Raw genomic sequence first — 15,029 nt, 5'->3', positions numbered from 1 at the left:
ATAGCGTCCCATGGTCTTGTTCGCGCATTTTGATGCACTTACCGTGGAGGCCACACAAATGCCAAGGCATACAAGGAGAGAGACATGGCTTCGAACAAGGTGCATCCGGTGGACGAGCGTTTGCCGACAGGACAGTTACTGACACTTGGCATCCAGCACGTTCTCGTGATGTACGCGGGCGCGGTTGCGGTGCCGCTGATTCTCGGCGCCGCGATGAATCTGTCCAAGGATCAGATCGCGTTCCTCATCAGCGCCGATCTCTTTTCATGCGGCGTCGCCACGCTGATCCAGACGCTCGGTCTCTGGATCTTTGGCATCCGCTTGCCGGTCATCATGGGTTGTACTTTCGCCGCCGTCGGCCCGATGGTCGCCATCGGCACCAATCCTTCGCTCGGCATTCTCGATGTGTTCGGCTCGACCATCGCGGCCGGCGTGATCGGCATCGTGCTCGCGCCGATGATCGGCAAGCTCCTGCGTTTCTTCCCGCCAGTCGTGGTCGGCACGGTGATCGCGGTGATCGGCTTGTCGCTGATGGGCGTGGGCATCAACTGGGCGGCGGGCGGTGTGGGCAATCCCGACTACGGCAATCCCGTTTATCTGCTGCTGTCGCTCGTCGTGCTTTCGCTGATTCTGCTCATCAACAAGTTCGCGCGCGGCTTCATCGCCAATATTTCGGTGCTGCTCGGCATTGTCGCGGGCTTCGTGATCGCCGCCATGCTCGGCCGCGTCAACATGGACGGCGTCGCGCACGCCCCGTGGGTCGGCGTCGTGCTGCCGTTCCACTTCGGCTTGCCGCACTTCGACGCGCTGTCGGTGGCGACCATGGTCATCGTCATGTTCGTGACCTTCATCGAGTCGACCGGCATGTTTCTCGCGGTCGGCGATCTCGTCGATCGTCCGGTGGATCAGAAAGCGCTCGTGCGCGGCCTGCGTGTCGATGGCCTCGGCACGCTGATCGGCGGCGTGTTCAACTCGTTCCCGCATACGTCGTTCTCGCAAAACGTCGGGCTGATCGGCGTGACGGGCGTGAAGAGCCGCTTCGTCTGCGCGACCGGTGGCGTGATTCTCGTCGTGCTCGGCCTCTTTCCGAAGATGGCGCAGGTCGTTGCATCGGTGCCGCCGTTCGTGCTTGGCGGCGCGGGCATCGTGATGTTCGGCATGGTCGCGGCGAACGGCATCAAGACGCTGTCGCGCGTGGACTTCTCGACGAACCATCACAACCTGTTCATCGTCGCGGTGAGCGTGGGTATGGGCATGGTGCCGGTGGTCGCACCGAAGTTCTTCACGCAACTGCCGCATGCGCTGGAGCCGATTCTTCACAGCGGCATCTTGCTGGCTTCGGTGTCGGCGGTGATTCTGAATATCGTGTTCAACGGCGTGCGCAAGGAGCGCGATGCGCGCCGCGAGATTCGCGAGGCCGCACACGAGTTCGACGGCGCGGCTCATGCGAGTGAAGCGCAGTAAGAGCAGATTCCTGTAGTGCTTGCGTTGAGCGCCGCGGTTCATCCCGCGGCGTTTTTTTTCGGCGCTGCGATCGCGTTTGATTGTTGAGCTACAGGCAACTGGCAAATGGCAACAGGCAACAGGCGAAAAAAAAGCCCGACACGTGGCCGGGCTTTCTCACATCTGACATCGGTGAATCGAACCGTCAACTCGCCGCGTCGGATGCTGCCTTCGGCGGAGTAGCCGAGCCGAAATCCGTGGGAGTGTCGGCCGGACGCGGGGAATCGCCGGAATGCTCGATCCATCCGCCGCCGAGATACTGATACAGATCGACGAGGTTGGTCAGGCGGTTCAAACGCGCGCTGATGAGCGTCTGCTGCGCGTCATACAACGAGGTCTGCGCGGTCAGAACAGCGAGATAGCTGTCCACGCCATTGCGATAGCGCAGGTCCGACAACTCCAGCCGCCGGCTCTGCGAACTCACGAAGCGTTGCAGGGAGCGAATCTGCTCGTCGTACGTGCCGCGCGCGGCGAGACCGTCGGCCACTTCGCGGAACGCCGTCTGAATGGCCTTCTCGTAGTTGGCAATCTCGATGCGCTTCTGCACGTTCGCCAGATCCAGATTGGCGACGTTCGTGCCGCCCTCGAAGATTGGCACGCTGATCTGCGGTGCGAACGACCACGCCGCCGAACCCGGCTTGAACAATCCGCCAAGCGTGGGCGAGAGCGTACCGAAACTGCCCGTCAACGAAATGCGCGGAAAGAACGCGGCCCGCGCCGCGCCGATGTTCGCATTGGCCGCAAGCAAGCTCTGCTCGGCCGCCGCGATATCGGGACGGCGCGTGAGGAGGTCGGAAGGCAGACCCGCCGGAATGTCGGCGAGCAAGTCCTGCGCATCCAGCGGCATGCCACCCGGCAGATCGTCCGGTAACGGTTCGCCCACGAGAAGCACGAGACCGTTTTCCGCTTGCGCGCGCAGACGCGCCTGCGACTGCAGATTCGCCTGCGCCTGTTGCACCACGCCCTCGGCCTGACGCAGATCGAGTTCCGAACCCGTACCGTTGTCGAACTGCAGCTTGGTGATGCGATACGACTCCTGCGCCGTCTTCAGCGTGTTCTGCGTGACGGTGAGCAGATCGTCGTAGGCAAGCATGGTCAGATACTGGTCCGCCACCGAAGACACCAGCGAGATTTCCGCCGCCTTGCGCGTTTCCGCGAGCGAGAAATACTGCGCGAGCGCCTGATCCTTCAGGCTGCGAATCCGCCCGAAGAAGTCGATTTCCCACGACGCATTCACGCCCACCGAATACGTGTTCGAGATGGTCTGGTCGAAGAACGACAGGTTGCGCGGCGTGCGCTGCTTGCTTTGCGAGCCAACCGCATCGAGCGTCGGGAAGAGGCCCGCGCGCGTGATCTGATACTGCGCGCGCGCCGCATCGACGTTGAGCATCGACACGCGCAGATCGCGATTGTTCTTGAGCGCGAGTTCGACAATACGCTGCAGACGCGCATCGGCGAAGAAGTCGCGCCAGCCGATATCCGGCGCGGTCTGCCCGCTCGCGCTGCGGCTCTTGTCTGCCGCGCCTTCAGCAGTCGGCTGCGTGGCGTACACGCCGCCTTCCGGGAACGTCTGCGTGACGGGCGCGGCCGGCCGGTCGTACTTCGGCTCGAAGGTGCAGCCCGTGGCCACGAAAGCCACGGCGGCTGCGATCAACGAAAGTTTTAGCATTTCAATGTCCTTCCTTGCCAGAGCCCGCGGGCGCGCCGCCATGCGGACCTTCGATATCGCCGCCGGACGAACCCGGTGCCGGCATGTCCTTGCTCTTGCTGAACTTGCTGATCACGACGAAGAACATCGGGATCATGAAGATCGCAAGGAAGGTCGCGGTCAGCATCCCGCCGATCACGCCGGTGCCGATCGCGTGCTGGCTCGCCGAACCCGCGCCGTTACTGATGGCAAGCGGCATCACGCCGAGAATGAACGCGAGCGACGTCATCAGAATCGGACGCAGCCGCAGACGCGCCGCTTCCATCGCGGCTTCCACCGTCGACATGCCCTGCATGCGCAACTCACGCGCAAACTCGACGATCAGAATGGCGTTCTTCGCGGACAAACCCACCGTAGTCAACAGGCCGACCTGGAAGAACACGTCGTTTTCCAGACCGCGCAGCGTCGCCGCGAGCAGCGCGCCGAGCACGCCGAGCGGCACGACCATGATGACCGAGAACGGAATCGACCAGCTTTCGTACAGCGCCGCGAGACACAGGAACACGACGAGAATCGAGATGCCGTACAGAATAGGCGCCTGCGAACCCGACTGACGTTCCTGATACGACAGCCCCGTCCATTCGTAGCCAATACCCGCCGGCAACTTCGCCGCGATGGCTTCGATGGCCGTCATGGCCTGACCGGTCGATTTGCCAGGCGCGGCCGCACCCTGGATTTCCACCGCCGAGATACCGTTGTAGCGCTCGAGCTTCGGCGAACCGTAGATCCAGTCGGTGGTCGCAAAGGCCGAGAACGGCACCATCGTGCCCGAGGTGTTACGCACATACCACTTGCCGATGTCTTCCGGCGACATACGGAAGCGCGGCTCGGACTGCACGTACACCTTCTTGATCCGGTTATCCACGTCGAGGAAGTTGTTCACGTACTGCGACGCCCACGCGATCGAGAAAGTCTGGTCGATATCGGAGATGGAGACGCCGAGCGCATTCGCCTTCTCGCGGTCGATGTTCACCTTGAACTGCGGCGTGTCGTTCAGGCCGTTCGGACGCACCTGCGCGAGCACCGGGTCTTTCGACGCCATGCCGAGCAGCATGTTGCGCGCTTCCATCAGCTTCGCGTGCCCCACGCCGGCGCGATCCTCCAACTCGAAGTCAAAGCCCGACGCGGTGCCGAGTTCCGGAATCGACGGTGGATTGACCGGGAAGATCATCGCGTTCTTGTAGGGCGCGAAGTGCATGAACATCCGGCCGACCAGCGCCTGCACCTTGTCGTTGCTCGCTTGACGCTGCGCGTAGTCCTTCATCCGCACGAACACGAGACCGGAGTTCTGGCCGCGACCCGCGAACGAAAAGCCGTTCACCGTGAAGACGGATTCGACGATCGCCTTCTCGTCGTTCAGCAGGTAGTTCTGCACGTCGGCGAGCACACCGGCCGTGTATTCCTGCGTCGAGCCGGACGGCGCCTGCACGAGCACGAACATCGTGCCCTGGTCTTCATCGGGAAGGAACGACTTCGGCAGGCGCAGGAACAGCATGCCCACTGCCACGATCACGACCAGATAGATGATGAGCCAGCGCCCCGAGCGCCGGATCACGTGCTGCACGCCCTTGTGGTACTTGTCCTGGCTCTTGTTGAAGTTGCGGTTGAACCAGCCGAAGAAACCCTTCTTCTCGGGCTGATGCCCTTCCGGATGCGGCTTCAGAATGGTCGCGCACAGCGCCGGCGTGAGCACCAGCGCGACCATCACGGACAGCACCATGGCCGCCACGATGGTGAGCGAGAACTGCCGGTAAATGGCGCCGACCGAACCGCCCGAAAACGCCACCGGCACGAACACCGCCGACAGCACGAGCGCCACGCCCACCAGCGCGCCCGTGATCTGGTCCATCGCCTTGCGGGTTGCGTCCCGTGGAGACAAGTGCTCCTCGGACATCACCCGCTCGACGTTTTCCACCACCACGATGGCATCGTCCACCAGCAAGCCGATGGCAAGCACGAGGCCGAACATCGACAGCACGTTGATGGAGAACCCGACCGCCGACATGATCGCGAACGTGCCGAGCAACACGACCGGCACGGCGATCGTCGGGATGAGCGTCGCCCGCAAGTTCTGCAGGAACAGATACATCACGAGGAACACCAGCACGATACCTTCGATCAGGGTCTTGACCACTTCCTCGATCGAAAGCCGCACGAACGGCGTGGTGTCGTACGGATACTTCACGACCAGCCCGTTCGGGAAGTACTTCGACAGTTCGTCGACCTTCTGGCGCACGAGCTTCGCGGTGTTGAGCGCGTTCGCGCCCGTTGCGAGCTGGATACCGAAACCGGCCGTCGGCGCACCGTTGTACTTGGTGTCGAAGTTATAGTTTTCGCCACCCAGATCGATACGCGCCACGTCCTTCAGGCGCACCTGCGAACCATCCTGATTCACCTTCAGCAGAATGTTGCCGAACTGCTCGGGTGTTTGCAGAAGCGTCGCTTGCGTGATGGTCGCCTGCAACATCTGCCCCGGAACCGCCGGCGTGCCGCCGAGCGAGCCCGCCGCCACCTGCACGTTCTGCGCGGTGATGGCGGTCTGCACGTCGACCGGCGTCAGACTGTAGTTGGTGAGCTTGGTCGCATCGAGCCAGATACGCATGGCGTACTGCGAGCCGAACAGCGTGACCGTACCCACACCATCGATACGCGAAAGCGGGTCCTGAATTTTCGACGCCACGTAATTCGCGAGGTCGTACTTGTTCATGCTTCCGTCCTGGGACACGAACGCAAGCACTAGCAAAAAGCTGCTGCTCGACTTCGTGACCTTCGTACCGAGCTGCTGCACGACCTGCGGCAGCAATGGCGTCGCGAGCTGCAGCTTGTTCTGCACCTGCACCTGCGCGATGTCCGGATTCGTGCCCGCCGCGAACGTCAGCGTGATGGTGGCCGTACCCGAGTCGTCACTGGTCGAGGACAGATACAACAAGTGATCGAGGCCGCTCATCTGCTGCTCGATCACCTGCGTCACCGTGTTTTCGACCGTGCTCGCGGATGCGCCCGGATACGTCGCGCTGATCTGGATGGCAGGCGGCGCGATCGTCGGATACTGCGCAATAGGCAGCGTGAAGATCGACGCCATGCCCGCCAGCATCAAGATAATCGCGATCACCCACGCAAAAATCGGGCGATCGATAAAAAACTTTGCCATGAAACAGGCTCCCTGTTATTACGCGCCCGATGCGGCAGATGCCGGCGCCGCTTGCGCGCCGGATGCGTTGCCCGAAGCTGCGCCCGGCGCGGCTGCGCTCGGGCCCGTGGCGCCGCTCGCGCTGTTGGCGTTGTCGGGTGTCGCGCCCGCGCCGGATGCCGCCGGCGCCTGACCGGCCGCCGCGCCCGAGGCCGGCTGTGCGGGCAGTTGCGCCGCGACCGGCTTCACTTGCATACCGGGCTTCGCCTTTTCCACGCCGTTCACGATCACGCGGTCGCCCGGATTCAGGCCACTGTCGACCACCCAGTTGTTGCCGAACGTGCCACCGGTAACGAGTTGACGCAGTTCGACCTTGTCGTCCTTGTTGACGACGAGCGCGGTCGGCTGGCCCTTCTGGTCATGCGTGATGCCGATTTGCGGCACGACGAGCGCCTTGTCGTTCGTGCCTTCCTCGATACGCGCCCGCACGAACATGCCCGGCAGCAGCACGCGATCCTTGTTGTCGAAGATCGCGCGGACGGTGACCGAACCCGTGCTTTGGTCGACGCTCACATCGGAAAACTGCAGCTTGCCCTGCTCCGGATAGACGCGACCGTCTTCCAGCACCAGCGACACCTTCGCCGCGTGGATGCCCTGAGTCTGCAGACGCCCGTCCTGAATCTGACGACGCAGCTTGAGGCCATCGACGCTCGATTGCGTCAGATCGACGTAGATCGGGTCGAGCTGCTGCACAGTGGTGAGCAGCGTCGCCGCGCTCGCCTGTACATACGCGCCCGGCGTGACTTGCGACAGACCCGTGCGGCCGGTGATCGGCGAGACCACGTCGGTGTAGCCGAGGTTGATCTGCGCGGTATCGACGGCGGCCTTGCCCGCGGCGACATCGGCGACGGCCTGGCCTTGCGCGGCCACGGCGTTGTCGTAGTCCTGCTTGCTCACCGCGTTGGCCGCGACCAGCACCTTGTAGCGCCCGGTCAAGGCGTTCTGCGACGCGACATTCGCCTGCGCCTTGGCGAGCGTCGCCTTGGCGTTGTTCAGTGCGGCGATATACGGCGCCGGGTCGATCTTGTACAGACGCTGACCTTGCTTGACTTCCGCGCCTTCGACGAACTCACGGCGCAGGACGATTCCATCCACCCGCGCGCGCACTTGCGCGACCAGGAACGCGTTCGTGCGGCCCGGCAATTCGGCGATGACCGGCACGCTGGTCGGCTGCACGGTGACGATGCCCACTTCGGGCGTTTGTGGCGGAGGTGCTGACTGTTTTTGTCCGCAGGCAGCCAGGAAAACGGCAGCCGTCGCGGCGGTGATTAAGCGGAATGGAACCCGTTCGACGCGCATGGAGCGACCTCTGTCTAAGACTGAGAGTGAAGTTGGGTGCGCGACGGCCTTCCCCGGGCGATGCCGCGCACAAGCGTCGCAAGACGCTGACCAATAACCAAGCAGTGAGACCAGTGAGCGCAACGTCCGGCCAGTGGCCGGCTTTCTCCGCCCGTGCGCGGCGCTGTGCAAGCGCCGCCGATGGCCAAGAGGACGGCCAGAACGGGCAATCGAAATGAAAGCTTGGTCGGATAGTACTCGCCCTCTGCAGCTTGGGCTATCGGTCGACGGGTGGTATTGTATATACATTCACGAATGCATGTATAAAACCAGACCGACGATCTGTCAGATTGACGGAGCGAAAACGCCCCGCCGGAATCGATTACGTTTGACAAATTTTCGACAAACAGTCCTCCGAGGCTGGTCGAGCAGGCAAAAAAGCAGGAGCAGACGGCAAGCGGCCGCAGGATATGGTCAGACGAACCAAGGAAGAAGCACAGGAGACACGCAACCGCATCCTCGACGCGGCGGAGCGCGTCTTTTACGAAAAAGGCGTGTCGCGAACGACGCTCGCGGATATCGCGCACGCCGCGGGCGTCACGCGCGGCGCGATTTACTGGCATTTCGCCAACAAGGGCGACCTCTTCAACGCCATGTTCGACCGCAGTCTTCTTCCGCTCGACGAACTCGTGGAAGCGACGCTCGACGGCAAGGAGCCCGACCCGCTTGCGCGCATCCGCGAAATCTTCATCTGGTGCATGCGCAGCATCACGGCCGATGAACAGCGCCGCCGCGTCTTCGACATTCTGTTTTTGAAGTGCGAGTTCGTCGAGGAAATGGGACCGGTGCGCGAGCGCCATCAGAACAACATGCGCGACGGCATGGAGCGCATCGAGCGTGCGCTGCGTAATGCCATCGAAAAGAAGCAACTGCCGGCGGCGCTCGACACGCGACGCGCCACCACGCTGTTGCACGGGCTTTTCACCGGCATCCTGCACGATTCGCTGATGCTGCCTGGAAGCGTCGATCCGGAACACGACTCCGAAGCCGTCATCGATGCCTGCTTCGACGCCTTGCGGTGCAGTCCGGCTTTGCTCAAGAACGCCGGATACCCCGAGCGTTCGATGCCCGCCTCATTGCAGGCCAACGTACTCTGCGAAGAACACAAAGAGTCCGACGCAAACTAGCATCGCGAGCCACGCCCAGGCGGGCAGACCGAACACGCGCGGGGCGCCCGCGCCATCGCGACTACGGCGCACGAGGCCATGCGCGGCCAGACGATGACGCAGCACATTGGTCGCGGCGCCATCGACGGAGGTTCCGCCCATCGCGCGAGCGGTCGCGCCGCCGCGACGCGAGAACGCCGCCGACATCGAACCCGGTCGCAAGAAGAGATGCCGGCGCGGCACGGCTTCCTGTTCCGCACGCGCCGATGGCAAACCGTATTTCGCCCGCACGACTTCGCAGAATTCGGCGAAAAAGTCGTCGGCTGCTTCGTGCAGCGCGTTTTCGATCTGCCGTGGCGGCAACGCGGCGAGCGGCCCCGAAACCGTCGCCCAGACCGTATATTCGATCCACGTGTCCGCGCCGCCGTCCTCCGCGTTCACCGCGACGGCTATCTGACCGCGCAACGAACCCACGCCTTCGCCGCGCGCCTTGAAACTGAGCGTGCTGGTGTCGTCGTCGATTTCTTGACTTTCGTCGGCCTGCGCCAGACGCCTGCGACGAGCGATGTGCGCGCGAATTTCGTAACGCGCGCGCAAGGCGCCGATCGGCATGACGAGCGTCAACACGTACTCGCCGCTCGGCGTGAGCGTAAAGGACTCGCAATTATCGAGACTCGCGCGCAACAGCGTGAGATCGCTCAACGCCGCCTTCACATGCGCCGGATCGAGCGGAACGCGCAACGCTTCGGTAACTTCCATCCGCTTCTCCGGGCAAGGACCGCGTTCTGGCTATTGCGTTTCGGCTCGCGCGCCTCGAGTTCGGCGCTTTTATTCGACGCCCTGCCTAGGAAGTCACGTCGATACGATCGACGCGCGATGCATAAAACGCGAGATATCCGCCGATCTGCCGCGCGCTTTCGAGCGGCGCCTCGTAACTCCAGGCGGCGTTTTCGACCGGACCTTCCTCGGTCATCAGATGGTAGTGCGTGGCCTGCCCCTTGAACGGACAGTCCGATGTATGGATGGAGCGTTGCAGGCGCGCCATGTTGACGTCGGCGCGCGGGAAATAGTGCACGTCGTCGGCGCCCGTTTCGGAAAGCGTCACGGCTTCGTGCGTGTCGGCGTAAGTGACGCCCTGGTGAATCACGCGGCAGCGCCGTCCGTTCGGCGCGATCTCGATCCGATGCGCCGCTTCATGCCCGTCGTTCAGATCCGTGCTCATCGTGGGCCCTCCGGCCTCTGCCGAATTTGCGAGGCGCGTTGGACGCCTCGTCACCAAAAAAGCCACGAGCGTGCTGCCCGTGGCTTCATTATGAGACAAACTTTGGTCGCCGGGTGGACGGGATTTCGCCCGGACCGGCGGGAATTATCGTTACTGGATGCTCCAGTGAAACGCCGCCTTTGCCTTGCCCGGTCCGGAGACATTGACCGACTGCTTCTTCTCCTGATCCTTGTACTTGGCGTAGACCGTGTAGCTGCCCGCCGGCAGTTTGACAAGCATGTAAGGTCCCATGGAATCGGTGCTCAGCACTTCACCGCCTTTGCCGCCGACGATCCGCACGTGCACGCCCGACAAGTAATCCGCGGTTGGACCCGTAAAGCGCAGCGATAGCGGCCAATGCGCTTGTTCGCGCTGCAAGGCGTGCGATTCGTCGAGGCCGACGCCGCCCGACGTGTAGGACACATCGCCTTGCTGTTCGATTTGCGGCAGTCCGCCGCCGTTTTCGTTGCCCGCGCTCGACGTATCGCTCGTGCCGGCGCTCGATGCCTGCGCCCATGCGCCGCCTGCCATTCCAGCCGAAAGCGCCGTCACCAGCAGCGCGGTCGCCAGTTTTCCCGTGGTCTTGCTCATCATTATGTTGGCTCCTTTATTCGATGCCGCGGCATGCGAACACACCGACGACGCCACGCCCGATGCGTCTTTTGCACGCGATGGGGCACCGAGTGGGGTGTAGAGCATGCTTTGTGCCTGCGCGTTCGGGCGGGATCTTTTGTCGTTCGATGGACCGCGCTTAGTGGAATGATGCGAAAGCCATTGCAGAACGTGATATCCATTGCGCAATCGAAAACGCACTCCGGACGAATCAGCGACGCTAAGCGCCATTCATGCCGCATGCGCAAGCGCGTTTCGGAGCGACGCGAACACGCCACTCCGAACCGCACGACGCGCATCGACGTACACCATCAGCCAAGATCGACCGGCACGAAAATCTGCGCATTGTCCCGCTGGATCAGCAGCGCGATGCTGTCGCCCGCGTGCGAGATCATCGTCTTCAACTGCTGCGCCGTCGTGACCGGCTGGCCATTGACCGCGAGAATCACGTCGCCTGCCTGGATACCCGCATTCGCCGCCGCGCCGTTCGATTGCTGCACGAGCAAGCCGCGCGACACCGAGCTTTCCTGCTTCTCTTCCGGCGTGAGCGGGCGCACCGCGACGCCGAGGCGCGCGTCCTGTGCGGCGGCGCCGCCATCGTCGTCGCCCTTCACGTCAGCGCTTGCGGTCTTGGCGTCCTTGAGCGCGCCGATCGTCACGGTCAGATCCTTCGCGCTCTTGTCGCGCCACACCTGCACCTTCGCCGATGTGCCCGGCGAAAGACCCGCGACTTGCGACGGCAACGAGGTCGAATCCGTCACCTGCGTGCCGTTCAGCGAAAGAATCACGTCGCCGGGTTGCAAGCCAGCCTTCGCGGCCGGTCCGCCCGGCTCGACCGAACTCACGAGCGCACCTTGCGGCGACTTCATGCCGAACGAATTGGCGAGCGTCTGATTCAGCCCTTGCACCGTTACGCCGAGCCGGCCGCGATCGACGTGACCCGTTTTGATGAGCGCGTCCTTTACCTTGATCGCCTCGTTGATCGGGATGGCGAACGAAAGTCCCTGGAAACCGCCCGTCTGCGAATAGATCATCGAATTGATGCCGATGACTTCGCCTTGCAGATTGAAGAGCGGCCCACCCGAATTGCCCGGATTCACCGGTACATCGGTCTGGATGAACGGCGTGTAATTCTCGTTGGGCAGCGCGCGCGACTTCGCGCTGATGATGCCGGAGGTCACCGTGTTGTCGAAGCCATACGGCGAACCGATGGCAACCACCCACTGCCCGACCTTGCTGCCGTTGGGGTCGCCGATTTTCACCGTGGGCAAATCTTTCGCGTCGATCTTCAGCACCGCGACGTCCGATTGCTTGTCCGCGCCAACCACCTTCGCCCGATATTCGCGCTTGTCCGTGAGCTTGACGGTGACGACATTCGCGCCATCGACCACGTGCGCGTTGGTGAGAATGTAGCCGTCGTTGCTGACGATGAAACCCGAACCCAGCCCTTCGCTCGGACGGTCCGCGCCGGGACCCGCGCCATCGCCGCCGCCCATGCCGGGCACGCCGCCATAAAAGCGCTTGAAGAACTGATAGAACGGATCGTCGGGGTCCATCGGCACTTGATTCGCGTTGCCGCGTCGGGCGGACGTTTGCTTCACGACATGCTTCGCGCTGATATTCACCACGGCCGGACCATACGTTTCGACGAGGCCGGAGAAATCGGGAACGCCGGTCTTCGCCGCGGCTTCGGCAGGCATCAGCGCGGCTTGCGCGGGCGCGATGACCTGCGGCGCGGGCACGTTGTTATGGCCGGCCACGTAGCCCGCCGACAAGGCAACGGCGACCGCTGCTGCGACGGCGCTGCGTGTGAGAATCTTCGCTTTCATCGTGTGTGCTCCTGACGGGTTGCGCTTGAGAAGGCGCCATTGGATGAACGAAGATTACGGGGTGTCGCTTAAAGCTTTCTTAAGGTGCGTAAAAATGCAAAAAGGGCGGCTACCCTTTCGGATAGCCGCCCTGCTTACTGCCTTATCGATGCTTCGTGCTTCTGGTTTGGTCTCGCTCGCGAACCGCGCGCTTAGAACTCGTAGCCGACTTGACCGCGCACGCCTGCGTCGCCGTGCGGCGTGATCGAAGCTGCAGCGTTGACGAGCCAGCGGCTGTCACGCGAACGGTAGGTGCCGCCAACGCCCATGGCCGTGTAGCCCTTGTAGTTCGCGACACCGGCTGCGACCACGGTCTTGCCCGGCTGACTCGGCGTCAGGTTCGGCATGGCCATCGCGGCGGCGACGCCGGAAAATGCCTGACGCGCTACCGTATCGACGTTGCTTTGAACTGCGTTCAACTGGTTCATGTTGACGCCGTCGGTACCGTTGATGCCCGGCGCGACGTTCGTCAGGCGACGTTCGTTGCCCTTCGAGCCGATCGAGACGGTGTTGTCTTCGTCCGCGACAGAACCGCTACCCAGCGCGACGGAGTTGTTACCCGTTGCCTTCGAGCCATTTCCGAGGGCGGTCGAGTCGGTGCCGGACGCAACAGCGGGGGTATCGGTCTTTTGCGAAGCGACCGTTGAAGCAGCGCCTTCGACGTTGCTCAATTGCTGCGCCAGACTCGAAACGTTTTGGTTCGTTTGATAGAGCTGCGAGCCGTTGACTGCGTCGGTACTATCAGCGCTCAGGGCGCCAGCCGATACGCCGGTCACCGTACGCGTGCCATCGGTGCCCGTCATGTCGACGACCGTGCCGCCCGTGTCCTTCGCGACGGTGATGTTTTGCGTCGTTGCGTCTTGCTTGACGAGGCCAAGGCCGCCGCTCGCCAGTTGCGTGTTGATATTGTTGATATCGGAGGTGTTCTTTGCGATATCCGAGGTGTTCTGAGCGACGTTCGTGTTCAGCGAAGCAATATCCGACGTGTTCTGAGCGACGTTTGTACTCAGCGCCGCGATGTCGGACGTGTTTTGCGCAATGTTGGACGTGTTTTGGGCCACGTTCTGGTTGGTAGCGTAGAGCTGCGAGCCGTTGATTGCATCAAGACTGGTTGCGGAGACTGCGCCAGCCGCAACGCCCGTCACGGTCCGAGCACCTGCAGTACCCGTTACGTCGACAACCGTACCATCGGTGGCTTTTGCTACGGTGATATTGCGTGTCGTCGGGTCTTGCTGAACCAAGCCGAGTGTGCCGTTTGTGAGTCCGGTGTTGAGGTTCGCGATGTCGGCTGTGTTTTGCGTCACGTTCGAGTTGAGCTTGCCCAACGCTGCATCGACCGTACCGAAAGCCGTGCCGACGTCCGTAGCGGCGCCAGACGTGCCATTGATCGAGTTGGCGTTCGTCAGCGCGTAACTCGGCTGAGTGATCGAACCGTCACTATTAACCGTCGAACCGCCGCCGAGTGCAGCAGCCGTCGACTTTGATAGCCCAAACAGTTGCGAGCCATTGACCGCCTGCAAGCTGGACGCGTTGACGGCGCCCGGAGCCAGGCCGTCAATCGTCACGCCGCCATTGCCCAGGTTTTGCATCGACAAAAACGCCGCAGTATTGTCCGAACTCGTCAGCATGAACTGAGCTGTAGAGTTGCTGAGTTGCATTGCTGCATTGCCGCTATCACCTAACCGGACGTAATCGTTGGTATTAGTGTTGGCAAACGTGGAGTCGGCCCAAGGACAGGACGTTAATGAAGAGGCTCCGGTAGTTGCGTACTTATAGCCACCTGAAGCGTCTTTAATGCATATATCCGAGGCCGATGCCGTGAGCGGTACTGCTGCAGCCACAGCACCGACCGCCAATGCTGCGGGGACGACTTTCGAGAGAAACCGCGATTGCGTTTGCGACGAATTAATAACTTTCTTCATGAATAAACCTAAGAGTGAAATCGAATGCGATGAAACACTGCTTCGCACGAGAATCCGTTCAAAGCAAAAAGGATCGCGAGTTAAAACGAATCAAAGAGAGCAATGTCACCGAATGGGCGCAGCCGACGTTGACAGTTGCAAGCATTAAGGGGTCTCGTTGATTTAACTGCCTTGAAGCACGTCGATCAATCAAAACTAGCTCGCCTGCAGTGAGACGAAATTTACGGTAATTTGTGGTCGGGAGACATAAGCGCGCTCCTAATGTCTTCCGATGTCAATAGCCTTCCGTCCAAGCGAAAGAGAATCAGGTCCGAACCGAGTAATTAATTGTGTGGATTTGAAATGATCTTGCGTTACTTCATTACAGCTTTTCGCTAGGTTGCTAACTCGGTTGTGCTTCAATTCTGCGATAACTTGTAAAGCAACTGGAGAAGAATCGGAAACTGAAATTTTTTCTTAGCGACGACGACGCCCCAGTTTGGACGCTGTTTGACTGATATGCGCAGCCCAACGCCACTGAC

General features: G+C 61.8%; 10 protein-coding genes. 2 read left to right on the top strand and 8 right to left on the bottom strand.

Going from position 1 to position 15,029, the window contains the following annotated elements:
- Positions 1-84: 84 nt before the first annotated feature.
- On the top strand, positions 85-1,464 hold the full coding sequence (locus LDZ28_RS02505; RefSeq protein WP_244827163.1) for a nucleobase:cation symporter-2 family protein: 1,380 nt from the start codon (positions 85-87) through the stop codon (positions 1,462-1,464).
- Positions 1,465-1,648: 184 nt separating this feature from the next.
- Here LDZ28_RS02505 and LDZ28_RS02500 read toward each other — a convergent pair whose 3' ends face one another.
- Genes LDZ28_RS02500 through LDZ28_RS02490 form a run of 3 tightly spaced genes read right to left on the bottom strand, consistent with a single transcriptional unit; the run spans position 1,649 to position 7,700 of the window.
- Entirely contained in the window at positions 1,649-3,172 is a 1,524-nt protein-coding gene (locus LDZ28_RS02500) for an efflux transporter outer membrane subunit (protein WP_244827162.1), read from the bottom strand.
- A gap of 1 nt (position 3,173) precedes the next feature.
- Entirely contained in the window at positions 3,174-6,362 is a 3,189-nt protein-coding gene (locus LDZ28_RS02495; protein WP_244827161.1) for an efflux RND transporter permease subunit, read from the bottom strand.
- 18 nt (positions 6,363-6,380) lie between these two features.
- Positions 6,381-7,700 (bottom strand): efflux RND transporter periplasmic adaptor subunit, encoded by a 1,320-nt coding sequence (locus LDZ28_RS02490; protein ID WP_244827160.1) that lies wholly within the window; start codon positions 7,698-7,700, stop codon positions 6,381-6,383.
- Between the two features lie 449 nt (positions 7,701-8,149).
- On the opposite strand from LDZ28_RS02490, the gene LDZ28_RS02485 reads away from it, so the two are divergent.
- Complete coding sequence (locus LDZ28_RS02485; protein ID WP_244827159.1) at positions 8,150-8,866, top strand: TetR family transcriptional regulator; 717 nt, start codon at positions 8,150-8,152, stop codon at positions 8,864-8,866.
- Here the strand turns inward: LDZ28_RS02485 and LDZ28_RS02480 are convergent.
- The 5 genes from LDZ28_RS02480 to LDZ28_RS02460 all read right to left on the bottom strand — a co-directional run bounded on the left by LDZ28_RS02480 (position 8,813) and on the right by LDZ28_RS02460 (position 14,508).
- A complete protein-coding gene (locus LDZ28_RS02480; RefSeq protein ID WP_244827158.1) occupies positions 8,813-9,604 on the bottom strand; it encodes a CoxG family protein in 792 nt (263 codons plus the stop codon). The two genes, LDZ28_RS02485 and LDZ28_RS02480, sit on opposite strands and share 54 nt — an antisense overlap.
- Positions 9,605-9,689: 85 nt before the next feature.
- Positions 9,690-10,067 carry a DUF427 domain-containing protein gene (locus LDZ28_RS02475; protein WP_244827157.1) on the bottom strand — a complete coding sequence of 126 codons (378 nt, stop codon included), beginning with the start codon at positions 10,065-10,067 and terminating at the stop codon, positions 9,690-9,692.
- A gap of 150 nt (positions 10,068-10,217) precedes the next feature.
- The gene (locus tag LDZ28_RS02470; RefSeq protein ID WP_244827156.1) at positions 10,218-10,700 is read right to left on the bottom strand and encodes a carboxypeptidase regulatory-like domain-containing protein; all 483 of its coding nucleotides are present in this window, start codon (positions 10,698-10,700) and stop codon (positions 10,218-10,220) included.
- Positions 10,701-11,029: 329 nt separating this feature from the next.
- Complete coding sequence (locus LDZ28_RS02465; RefSeq protein WP_244827155.1) at positions 11,030-12,547, bottom strand: DegQ family serine endoprotease; 1,518 nt, start codon at positions 12,545-12,547, stop codon at positions 11,030-11,032.
- Between the two features lie 191 nt (positions 12,548-12,738).
- Positions 12,739-14,508 carry a YadA-like family protein gene (locus LDZ28_RS02460; protein ID WP_244827154.1) on the bottom strand — a complete coding sequence of 590 codons (1,770 nt, stop codon included), beginning with the start codon at positions 14,506-14,508 and terminating at the stop codon, positions 12,739-12,741.
- Between the last annotated feature and the right edge of the window lie 521 nt (positions 14,509-15,029).

The sequence above is a fragment of the Caballeronia sp. TF1N1 genome (assembly GCF_022878925.1).
Classification (GTDB): Bacteria; Pseudomonadota; Gammaproteobacteria; order Burkholderiales; family Burkholderiaceae; genus Caballeronia.
This window is presented reverse-complemented; position numbering and strand designations above follow the sequence as displayed.

Excerpts from the sequence above, each read along its gene's own strand:
- LDZ28_RS02505 (WP_244827163.1), top strand. The coding sequence starts at position 85 with ATGGCTTCGAACAAGGTGCATCCGGTGGACGAGCGTTTGCCGACAGGA.
- LDZ28_RS02500 (WP_244827162.1), bottom strand. The coding sequence starts at position 3,172 with ATGCTAAAACTTTCGTTGATCGCAGCCGCCGTGGCTTTCGTGGCCACG.
- LDZ28_RS02495 (WP_244827161.1), bottom strand. The coding sequence starts at position 6,362 with ATGGCAAAGTTTTTTATCGATCGCCCGATTTTTGCGTGGGTGATCGCG.
- LDZ28_RS02490 (WP_244827160.1), bottom strand. The coding sequence starts at position 7,700 with ATGCGCGTCGAACGGGTTCCATTCCGCTTAATCACCGCCGCGACGGCT.
- LDZ28_RS02485 (WP_244827159.1), top strand. The coding sequence starts at position 8,150 with ATGGTCAGACGAACCAAGGAAGAAGCACAGGAGACACGCAACCGCATC.
- LDZ28_RS02480 (WP_244827158.1), bottom strand. The coding sequence starts at position 9,604 with ATGGAAGTTACCGAAGCGTTGCGCGTTCCGCTCGATCCGGCGCATGTG.
- LDZ28_RS02475 (WP_244827157.1), bottom strand. The coding sequence starts at position 10,067 with ATGAGCACGGATCTGAACGACGGGCATGAAGCGGCGCATCGGATCGAG.
- LDZ28_RS02470 (WP_244827156.1), bottom strand. The coding sequence starts at position 10,700 with ATGATGAGCAAGACCACGGGAAAACTGGCGACCGCGCTGCTGGTGACG.
- LDZ28_RS02465 (WP_244827155.1), bottom strand. The coding sequence starts at position 12,547 with ATGAAAGCGAAGATTCTCACACGCAGCGCCGTCGCAGCAGCGGTCGCC.
- LDZ28_RS02460 (WP_244827154.1), bottom strand. The coding sequence starts at position 14,508 with ATGAAGAAAGTTATTAATTCGTCGCAAACGCAATCGCGGTTTCTCTCG.